This is a genomic window from Enterococcus sp. 3H8_DIV0648 (assembly GCF_002140655.1).
In the GTDB taxonomy this organism is placed as follows: domain Bacteria; phylum Bacillota; class Bacilli; order Lactobacillales; family Enterococcaceae; genus Enterococcus_A; species Enterococcus_A hulanensis.
The window spans coordinates 370,671-381,211 of record NZ_NGLG01000002.1; the positions used below are offsets into that span (position 1 = coordinate 370,671).

Sequence of the window (10,541 nt, forward strand, 5' to 3'; positions counted from 1 at the left end):
ATAATTTACAATCCAAATTTTTTGAAAGCGTTTTTCGTTATGATACACTGATTTTGTAAGTTCTAATAAACCATTATTTGTTCTAAAAAGGGGATGTTTAACTTCACAGCTCATTTTTAAGTCAATTCCATAGAGAAATAAATCATGTATGAAGGAACGAGGTTGCCAGTCCAACTTTTCGCAGTTAGTCAGTTGTTGAAGTAGTTAATCAAAGTCAATCCAAACTATGAAACAAAAGTTTAGTAGGATGGTAGGCGTAGAGACAATCAAACTATTTTTCTCCAAGAAAAATAATTCATTATGAAGGAACGAGGTTGCCAGTCCAACTTTTCGCAGTTAGTCAGTTGTCGAGGGAGTTAATCAAAGTCAATCCAAACTATGAAACAAAAGTTTAGTAGGATGGTAGGCGTAGAGACAATCAAACTATTTTTCCCCAAGAAAAATAATTCATTAAAACGGAACGAGGTGTTTATCCATGTTTTCTTTTCGAGAGCGATCGAAAATGATTCAAAAATTGAGTGATCAAACCTTTGATTTAGTAATCATTGGCGGTGGGATCACTGGAGCGGGTGTAGCGTTGCAGGCAGCGGCATCAGGATTATCGGTGGCGTTACTAGAGATGCAGGATTTTGCAGAGGGGACTTCTTCCCGATCCACCAAGCTGGTTCATGGAGGATTACGTTATCTTAAAACCTTTGATGTCGAAGTAGTAGCCGATACGGTTAGTGAACGTGCGATTATTCAGGGAGTTGCTCCGCATATTCCGAAAGCGGACCCAATGATTTTGCCAATCTATGATGAGCCAGGCTCAACCTTCAATCTATTCTCTGTCAAAGTGGCGATGGATTTGTATGATCACTTAGCAGGAATTACAGGCGGCAAATATGCAAATTATATGTTGAGTAAAGAAGAAATTTTGGAAAGAGAACCGCAACTGGCATCAGATGGATTATTAGGCGGCGGTGTTTACTTAGACTATCGCAACAATGATGCTCGTTTAGTGATTGAAAATATCAAGCGGGCAGTCGCTGACGGCGCAATTGCTGTAAGCCGCATGAAAGTAGAAGAAATCCTTCACGATGATCAAGGAAAAGTTTCCGGTGTGAAGGCCAAAGATGTATTAAACGATCAAATAGTTACTATTAATAGTAAATTGGTTATCAATACAACCGGACCATGGTCCGATATCGTGAACAAGCTGGATAAAAAAATCGATCATAAACCCCATATGCGTCCAACAAAAGGTGTTCATTTAGTTGTTGACGGAGAAAAACTGAAAGTTCCGCAGCCAACGTATTTTGATACTGGTGAGAATGATGGTCGGATGATCTTTGTGATCCCTAGAGAAAGTAAAACGTATTTTGGTACGACTGATACAGATTATCAAGGAGATTTTAATCATCCAACAGTTGAACAAGAAGATGTTGATTATTTATTGAAAATCGTCAATCGCCGCTATCCAAAAGTAAATCTGACGGTAGAGGACATTGAGGCTGCTTGGGCAGGTCTGCGTCCTTTGATCAGTGAAGCAGGCGGCGACTACAATGGAACGAAAAAGGAAAAAATCAGCGACGAGAACTTCGAGAAAATTATTCATGCAGCCGAAGATTACGCCAATGGCAAGCAGTCTCGTTCTGCAGTAGAAAAAACGATCACGGATGCGGCCAAAGAGGAACCGAAAGATAATCCATCCGCAGTTTCTCGCGGCAGTGATTTGACGATTGCCGATGATGGACTTTTGATTTTATCTGGCGGCAAGCTGACTGATTATCGCTTGATGGCGACTGGGGCGATGAAGAAAATTATCTCTTTATTGTCTGATAGCAAATTTGAATTAGTTGATTCAGAAAAATACCCAGTTTCCGGTGGAGAAATCGATGCCCAGAACGTTGATGAAGAATTAGAAAAAATTGCTAAAAAAGGTGAAGCGAAAGGCTTAAACGCTGAGGATGCCAAATATATCGCAGAACTTTATGGATCAAACGCGGAGAAAGTTTTCGCTTTGAAGGATCAGGAAAGCTTCGCAGGTCTTTCATTAGCTGAATCAATGTGCTTACGTTACTCAATGGAAGCTGAGATGACCTTGACACCGGTGGATTATTTATTACGCCGCACCAATTACATGCTGTTTATCAGCCATCGCTTGATGGAAATCAAAGATGCCGTTGTGGATGCTATGGCGGATTATTTTGACTGGGATTCTAAAACAAAGGAAACCTATCAATCTGAATTAGAGCAGCAAATCAAAGAAACTCAATTAACGGATTTAAAAAGCATTAAATAATAGATAAAAGGAGTGGGAACATGGAGTCTTATATCATGTCAATCGATCAAGGAACAACGTCAAGCAGGGCAATCGTATTCGACAAAGCAGGTAAGGAGGTAAGTTCTTCTCAGAAAGAATTTACGCAGCATTTTCCAAAACCAGGCTGGGTAGAACATGATGCAAATGAGATTTGGAACTCAGTTCAATCAGTTATTGCAGGGGCTTTAATCGAAGGCGGATTGAAACCAGATCAAATTGAAGGAATCGGTATTACCAACCAACGTGAAACAACAGTCATTTGGGAAAAGGAAACCGGCCATCCAATCTATAATGCAATCGTCTGGCAATCAAAACAAACTAGTGATATCGCTGATGACTTGAAGGAACAAGGTCATTCAGAAATGATCCAGAAGAAGACGGGATTACTGATCGATTCTTATTTCTCAGCGACAAAGGTTAAATGGATCTTGGATCATGTTGAAGGTTCACGTGAACGGGCAAAAAAAGGCGAATTATTATTTGGAACAATTGATACATGGCTCGTTTGGAAACTGACAGGCGGAGAAGCTCATGTTTCTGACTACACCAATGCCAGCCGGACTATGATGTACAACATTTATGATTTGAAATGGGATCAAGAGATTCTAGATCTATTAGATATTCCGAAAGAAATACTGCCAGAAGTTAAGTCCAATTCAGAAATTTATGGCTATACAGCAGATTATCATTTCTATGGAAATAAAGTTCCAATTGCCGGTATGGCAGGTGATCAGCAAGCCGCTTTGGTGGGACAGTTGGCCTTTGATAAAGGGATGGTTAAGAACACTTATGGAACAGGAGCCTTTATCGTCATGAATACGGGCGAAGAACCAATTCTTTCTGAAAATGGATTATTAACGACCATTGGCTACGGCATTGATGGCAAAGTAACTTATGCCTTAGAAGGAAGTGTTTTCGTAGCCGGGTCTGCGATTCAATGGCTGCGAGATGGTTTGCGGATGTTCCAAAAAGCACCGCAATCTGAAGATTACGCAAAACGTGTAGACAGCAGTGAAAATGTGTATGTCGTTCCAGCCTTCACTGGGCTTGGCGCACCTTATTGGGATCAACAAGCCCGTGGTGCGATCTTCGGATTGACTCGGGGAACCACGAAGGAACATTTCATTCGGGCAACCCTTGAATCATTAGCTTATCAAACGGCTGATGTTGTAAAAACTATGAACAAAGATTCTGGTACAGATATTAAACTATTGCGTGTGGATGGCGGTGCATCGAAAAATGATCTATTGCTGCAATTCCAAGCAGACATTTTACAAACACCAGTAGAGCGTGCACCTTATCTGGAAACCACTGCATTAGGGGTGGCTTATCTAGCAGGTTTGGCGGTCGGCTATTGGAAAGATGTCGATGAAATCAAGAAATTTGCTGCTGATGGTCAACGCTACGAACCAGAAATGGATAAAGATGTGACCGAGGATCTTTACAAAGGCTGGCAAGAAGCCGTTCAAGCGACGATGCAATATAAACATCAACCAAAGGAAAAATAAGTTAATACGTCAGCTGCACAGCGCAACTAAATTTTTATGAGAGAAAAAATTTACTGAGCAGCTGACATAGTAACAAAAATTAAAGGGGATGAGTTTATGGACACGAGTATGTCAACGCAGGTTATCGGTGAAATTATTGGAACGATGGTTTTAGTATTACTAGGTGATGGTGTCGTAGCTGGTGTAAGTTTACGCAAAACGAAGGCAGAAGGAGCTGGCTGGATCGCGATCACATTAGGTTGGGGTGCCGCTGTTACGATTGGTGCTTATGCTGCAGGCTACATGTCATTTGCCCATTTGAACCCGGCAGTTACAATCGGAATGGCGATTGCCGGAAAAATTGGCTGGGATATGGTTGTTCCTTATATTCTGGGGCAAATGATCGGTGCGATTATTGGGGCTGTTTTAGTCTATATTCATTACTATCCCCACTGGAAAGAAACCAAAGATCAAGCCACAATTCTAGGTGTATTCTCGACCGGTCCCGCGATTCGCAGTTTAGGTGCTAACTTAATTAGTGAAATCATTGGAACGTTCGTGTTAGTTTTTGCATTATTGACCTTTGGCATGAGTAAATTTGGTGATGGACTAAATCCAATTGCTGTCGGCATTTTGATTTTAGTTATTGGGTTATCATTGGGTGGAACCACTGGTTATGCAATCAACCCAGCTCGGGACTTAGGTCCGCGGATCGCCCATGCATTCTTACCGATTCCCAATAAAGGCGGTTCTGACTGGGGCTATTCATGGGTTCCGGTCGTTGGTCCAATTATTGGCGGCATTCTAGCTGCGTTGTTGTTTATGGCTTTACCAATGTAAGTTTTTTAGGGTAATAGAATCTGTCTATTACCCTAGTGTGTTTTTAATGCAGAACGAAATTTTACGAAAGGGACGAAAACGATAAGAACAAAACGACTAACCATTAGAAGATTTGTGCCAGGAGACTGGCCTGATTTATTGGAGTATCTATCAGATCCGCGGGTGGTGAAATATGAACCCTATGAACCGATCAATCAGGTGCAAAGTATTGAGATCGCTCAGAATCATAGCGAGTCTGAGGTGTTTTGGGCAGTGTGTCTGAAAAATAAAGTGATCGGCAACATTTATCTTGAGGAAGTTATACAAGATAGCTGGGAAGTCGGATTTGTCTTTCATTATGACTTCCAACATCAAGGCTATGCCTATGAAGCTGTTTCGATGATGATCGATCGAATCTTCGCACAAGGGGCTCATCGAGTATTTGCGGAATGTCACCCAGATAATCAAGCTTCTTGGAAGTTATTAGAAAAATTAGGCTTCAAAAGAGAAGGTCATTTAAGAAAAAATATCTTCTTCAATCAAGCAGCAGACGGAACACCGCTTTGGCAGGACACGTTTGTTTATGGTTTGTTGAGAGAAGATTATGAAGGAAAAAATACCTGAAGCGAATTAAGGAGGAAAAATAAGTGAAAAAAATAATCAATGATCCGAAAAATGTCGTGGAAGAAATGGTCAGTGGATTAGTTGGCGCGTATCCAGATTATGTGAAGCAAGTTCCCGAAACATTAGTTGTTGCCCGCAGTGATGACTTTGATCAGGTCGCATTGGTCAGCGGCGGAGGCAGTGGTCATGAACCGTCTCATGCCGGTTTTGTAGGCGATGGCATGTTGAGTGCCGCGGTATGCGGACAGGTCTTCACTTCACCAACACCAGATCAAATTCACGAAGCGATTAAGGCAACGGACAAGGGCAAAGGGACGTTGATGATCGTTAAAAACTATTCCGGCGATGTGATGAACTTTGATATGGCAAAAGACTTGGCTGAAATGGATGATATTGAAGTAGATTCGGTCTTGGTGGATGACGATATCGCCGTTGAAGACAGCACATATACACAAGGGCGCCGCGGGGTTGCCGGAACAGTGTTAGTGCATAAAATTTTAGGCGGTATGGCCCGTGAAGGAAAAGCAGTTTCAGAATTGGCTAGTTATGGTAAAGAGTTAGTGAAAGACATCAAAACAGTAGGGATCGCTTTGTCTGGCGCGACCGTTCCAGAAGTTGGCAAACCTGGTTTTGTTTTAGCAGATGATGAAATCGAATTCGGTGTTGGGATTCATGGTGAACCCGGCTATCGTCGAGAAAAAATCAAACCGTCTTACGACATCGCCAAAGAAATTATTGGCAAACTGAAAGCCGAATTCAATTGGCAAAAAGGCGATAAATACGGACTATTTGTCAATGGCATGGGAGCAACACCATTGATGGAACTATTTATTATGTTCAATGATGCAAAGAGTATCCTTGCCGAAGAAGGAATTGAGCTTACTTTTAATAAAGTCGGCAACTATATGACTTCTCTTGAAATGGCAGGCGCATCAATCACGATGATCAAATTGGATGATGAACGCTTACGATTATTAAACGAGCCGGTTCATACAATCGCTTGGTAATTATCGCAGGAAGAACAAAAAATATTTAAGGCTGTCATTTCGAATAACTTACGTCAGAATGATAGACGATATTAGCACGAATAGGGAGGCACATCATGTTTACACCAGAAAATTTGCGTAAAACATTAGAATTATTCAATGAAAAGATTCAAATCAAAAAGGATTATTTAAGTGAACTAGATACACCGATCGGCGACGGCGACCACGGGAATAATATGGCTCGCGGCATGGACGCGGTAATGGCGGCGGATCTGTCTGGCGAGCTGCCGGATATTTTCAAAGCAACTGCCATGGCGCTGATCAGCAAAGTTGGTGGGGCATCAGGTCCTCTATATGGAACAGCTATGATGGAAATGATGAAGGCCAGCAAAGAGACAAGTGATCCAGAAATGCTGCTGAAGGCAGCCATCGCTGGTATCGAAAAGCGTGGAAATTCGACGGCCGGAGAAAAGACTATGCTAGATTTATGGGTACCTGCAGTCGAAAATTTAAATAACGGTACTTTGAACCCAGCAACGATCGAAATTCTTGTTGAAACAACAAAAAATATGAAAGCAACAAAAGGACGTGCATCCTATGTCGGCGAGCGTTCGATTGGTCATATTGATCCTGGTGCAATGTCGTCAGCTTATTTCTTTGAGTCGATGATCGAGGCAGGTGTTTTCAATGAGTAGAGGCGTCGTATTAGTTTCTCATACGAAGGAAATTCCCGAAGGACTGAAAAGATTGATTGGTGAAGTCGCAAAGGATGTTCCTGTTACAACTGCCGGAGGTCTGGAAGATGGCGGTATTGGAACATCGATGGAGCGAATCTCACAAGCCATCGAGGAAAATTCTGCTGATGAGTTATTAGCTTTTTATGATCTTGGCAGTGCAAAAATGAATTTGGAAATGGCTATTGAAATGACTGATAAAAAGGTTACATTATTTGATACCGCCTTGGTCGAAAGTGCTTATACTGCTTGCGCCTTGTTGGCAGCAGATGCCAAAGAGGAAGAAATTGAAAAACAATTAGCGGAATTAAAAATAAAATAGTCCTTTTAAATAATTTGAAGAGTCAGGTGAAACTGGCTCTTTTTTTATTTAAAATTACACCTAAAATGAAAACATGCTGTTTTTTTTTTGCGACCTTTCCAAAAAAAGAAATTATTAAGATCGATATTGTGCTATCCTCTTTTTCAAAGGGGGAATCAAAATGAACAAAGAAACATCAATGCAACAAGAATTGGTAGAAATCCGTCGTCATCTGCACCAAAATCCAGAGGTTGGAATGGATCTGCCGGCCACTAAGAAATTCGTTTGGCAAAAATTAGTGGAGTACGGGTACGAGCCGCAAGCTTGCGGTGAAATGGGTATCACTTGCACCATAGGCCAAGGAGAGCGAGTATTCTTATTGCGAGGAGATATGGATGCGCTTCCATTAACAGAAGATAACGATCTGCCTTTCCGTTCAGTAAATGGTGCAATGCATGCTTGCGGACACGATATGCATACCACTATGCTATTGGGTGCTGCGAAAATTTTAAAGGAACGAGAGAGCGAATTGAAAGGTACTGTGAAATTACTTTTCCAACCTGGTGAAGAAATTTTGCAAGGAGCGAAGGATTGTTTAGACGCAGGTCTATTAGAAAATCCTAAGGTTGACGCCGGTGTGATGATTCATGTCTTTCCGTTTAAAGATTTGCCATTAGGAAATGTTTTTGTAGCACCAGCTGGAACCTTTATGGCTAGTGCGGATTGGTTCGAGATTAATGTTGAAGGCGTCGGCAGTCATGGTTCAATGCCGGAAGTTTCGATCGATCCAATCAATGTGGCTACCAAAATTTATGATGCACTGCAAACCCTTTCTGCTCGGGAAATTAGTTCGGCTGAACGTTTCGTATTGACGATCGGCGAATTTGTTGGCGGTACACCAGGGTCTTCCAATGTCATTCCTAATTCAGCATTTATGAAAGGAACACTGCGGACGTTAAAAGAAGAAGTCCGTCAACAAATCAAGAAAAGAATGGTAGAAATTTCTGAAGCGATCGGACAGGCCTTTGGAGCAAAGGTCACGATCGATTTCACGAATGGCTGCTGCAGTAATGAAATTGATCAGAACGTAACTGAGACTGTCAAGGCCGGATTAGAAAAAGTCTTTCCTTCAAATGTTTTAAAACAATCGCCTATGGCCGTGCCGATGATGGGAAGTGAAGATTTTGGCGAAATCAGTCATCAAATCCCAACTACAACAATGTTTATTACAGCTGCAGATACAGAATTAATGCTGCACAATCCCAAAATCGTCTTAGATGAAAGTGTATTAGAATTTGGTGCAAATGTTTATGTCGAAGCTGCCTTGAGCTATTTAGAAAGCGTCTAAGCCTATGGGGAAAAGCAAAATAAATCGTTCGTTGATCTTGATATTCCTAGGCTATACTTGTGTTTATCTTGATAAAAATATTATCAGTTTGTCAGTAATTCCGATTGCACAAGACTTAGGAATTGATGCAGGACAAAAGGGATTGATTTTGAGTGCCTTTTTCTTAGGTTATACGCTATTTCAGATTCCTTTCGGTTTTTTAGGCAATCGTTTGGGCAGTCGTAAGATCATGATTTTTGCGGTATTCTTGATCGGACTTTTGATGATTTGCTTAGGAATGGGATTTTCCTTTTTATATTTACTGTTTGTTCGTTTTGCCGCAGGCTCATTTGCACATGCTGGGTATCCGTCGGCGGTCAGTGCCTTCGTGACAAAGGAAGTGGAGCCAGATAAACGAGGTCCGGTTCAATCTTCTATGATCGCATCTTCTGGTTTTGCCGGGATCGTCGGCCCAATATTGGTCGCCCCGTTATTAACCTTAGTAGGCTGGAAAATGACGTACTTTATTTATGGCGGGATCGTAATAGTGATTGGTCTATTGATGATCAAAGGAATTCCAAAATCGTCGGGAAAGCCAATCGTTTCTGCTAATCAAGCCAATATTTCCTTCTTTGAGGTGATTAAAGATCGAAATGTTTGGATCATGGTGTTTGCGGCCTTTTTCATTAATGCGGCTGTCTACGGCATGACCGGTTGGATTGCTTCCTATTTAGTAGATGAATTTAGTTTGACGATGAATAAAATGGCGATGATGAGTGCGTTGATCGGTTTGGTAATGATGATTAGTGCGATGTTTGCCGGTTCGATGATTGGTCGCTATTTTAAAAATCGAGAAAAGCAGGTCATTTTAGTTGCATCGACAATGGGGGCAATAGTCGCTTTCTTGCTGGCTAGAAGTCACTCTTTAGTTTTAAGTATGATCTTTTTGGCAATCGCAGTGGCGGCAGCCAGTATCAGTTTCGCTACGTTGATGAGTTTGCCAGTGAAGCTTTTTGCTGAACGAGAAGTTTCTACTAAATATTCGATTATTAATGCGATCGGCGTTTCCGGCGGCTTCTTTGCACCAATGATCATTGGCTGGCTGGTTAATGCGAGCGGTTCTTATGGTGGAGCATTCAGTTTTATTGCCTTAGTATTCATTTTGGCTGGGATTGTTTCACTAGCTATTCAGACCAAAGATACCAAAGAGGCAGCCGTGGAATTAGAGCATCAAAAATAAGAAGAGATATTTATTTTCCTGAAAGTCATCAGTTATTCTGATGGCTTTTTTTAATAAAAAAAGCAAGCTTCTAATTTATTGAGAGTAAGCAATAGTATTATTGAGGTTAGCTCACCGATGTTGTCTAGACGTTATCAGAATAATCCGAAGAATATCCGATGCTATTTTTTCAAAAAAAGTAAAACATTTTCGTTGTTACAAGGAGTATCGAATCTTTGGACATTAGTGATATTAAATATGATAAAATACTTTTAATGGAAACAGGAAAAGTAAGGGAGGAAGTTAAATAATCTTAGGGGGTTATTTAATGGAGTGTATGAAAAACAGAAAAGGGTTTTGGAATGCGTTTCTAATAATAATTGTTTGTTTACCACTATTTAGTTTTAAATACTATGCAGATGAAATTGACTCGTCTAGTGATATAAAGGTAGAACTCAGTTCGACACAAAGTGCAACAGTTACTTTTAAAGAAATGACTGAGGATTCAATAGATTCTTCGGTGCCAACAACTACATCATCACAACCAGAAAAAGAAAAAACAGAAGAGACACTCAGTTCAAAAGAAACGACAGAAGTTTCCAAAGCAACTCCTCTGGGTGAAAAGTTTTTTGTTTCAATCAGTGATGAAAACTATGTTCTTTTAAGTAACATAGATGGTGAAGTAATTAATGATGCTTATGCGAACTATCAAAAGACATTTTCGGCACAAGAGATTAGC

The 10,541-nt window shown here is 40.9% G+C and carries 10 protein-coding genes; all 10 read left to right on the forward strand.

Annotated features, from left to right (window positions below):
- Positions 1 to 475 precede the first annotated feature (475 nt).
- On the forward strand, positions 476 to 2,284 hold the full coding sequence (gene glpO / locus A5875_RS18190) for a type 1 glycerol-3-phosphate oxidase (RefSeq protein WP_088935000.1): 1,809 nt from the start codon (positions 476 to 478) through the stop codon (positions 2,282 to 2,284).
- 20 nt (positions 2,285 to 2,304) lie between these two features.
- Positions 2,305 to 3,813 (forward strand): glycerol kinase GlpK, encoded by a 1,509-nt coding sequence (gene glpK / locus A5875_RS18195; RefSeq protein WP_088935001.1) that lies wholly within the window; start codon positions 2,305 to 2,307, stop codon positions 3,811 to 3,813.
- A gap of 96 nt (positions 3,814 to 3,909) precedes the next feature.
- Positions 3,910 to 4,632 carry an MIP/aquaporin family protein gene (locus A5875_RS18200; RefSeq protein WP_088935002.1) on the forward strand — a complete coding sequence of 241 codons (723 nt, stop codon included), beginning with the start codon at positions 3,910 to 3,912 and terminating at the stop codon, positions 4,630 to 4,632.
- 102 nt (positions 4,633 to 4,734) lie between these two features.
- Positions 4,735 to 5,235 (forward strand): GNAT family N-acetyltransferase, encoded by a 501-nt coding sequence (locus tag A5875_RS18205; protein WP_207114030.1) that lies wholly within the window; start codon positions 4,735 to 4,737, stop codon positions 5,233 to 5,235.
- Positions 5,236 to 5,258: 23 nt separating this feature from the next.
- Positions 5,259 to 6,242, forward strand: coding sequence for a dihydroxyacetone kinase subunit DhaK (gene dhaK / locus A5875_RS18210; protein ID WP_088935004.1), 984 nt, complete (start codon positions 5,259 to 5,261; stop codon positions 6,240 to 6,242).
- 95 nt (positions 6,243 to 6,337) lie between these two features.
- Positions 6,338 to 6,916 (forward strand): dihydroxyacetone kinase subunit DhaL, encoded by a 579-nt coding sequence (gene dhaL, locus A5875_RS18215; RefSeq protein WP_088935005.1) that lies wholly within the window; start codon positions 6,338 to 6,340, stop codon positions 6,914 to 6,916.
- Positions 6,909 to 7,277, forward strand: a complete 369-nt coding sequence (gene dhaM / locus A5875_RS18220) for a dihydroxyacetone kinase phosphoryl donor subunit DhaM (RefSeq protein ID WP_088935006.1) — start codon at positions 6,909 to 6,911, stop codon at positions 7,275 to 7,277. Before dhaL ends, dhaM begins: the two co-directional genes overlap by 8 nt.
- Positions 7,278 to 7,437: 160 nt before the next feature.
- Complete coding sequence (locus A5875_RS18225) at positions 7,438 to 8,604, forward strand: M20 metallopeptidase family protein (protein WP_088935007.1); 1,167 nt, start codon at positions 7,438 to 7,440, stop codon at positions 8,602 to 8,604.
- 4 nt (positions 8,605 to 8,608) lie between these two features.
- Entirely contained in the window at positions 8,609 to 9,823 is a 1,215-nt protein-coding gene (locus tag A5875_RS18230) for an MFS transporter (RefSeq protein WP_088935008.1), read from the forward strand.
- 307 nt (positions 9,824 to 10,130) lie between these two features.
- Positions 10,131 to 10,541 (forward strand): hypothetical protein (locus tag A5875_RS23835; protein ID WP_176244749.1); only part of this gene is annotated, 411 nt, incomplete at its 3' end.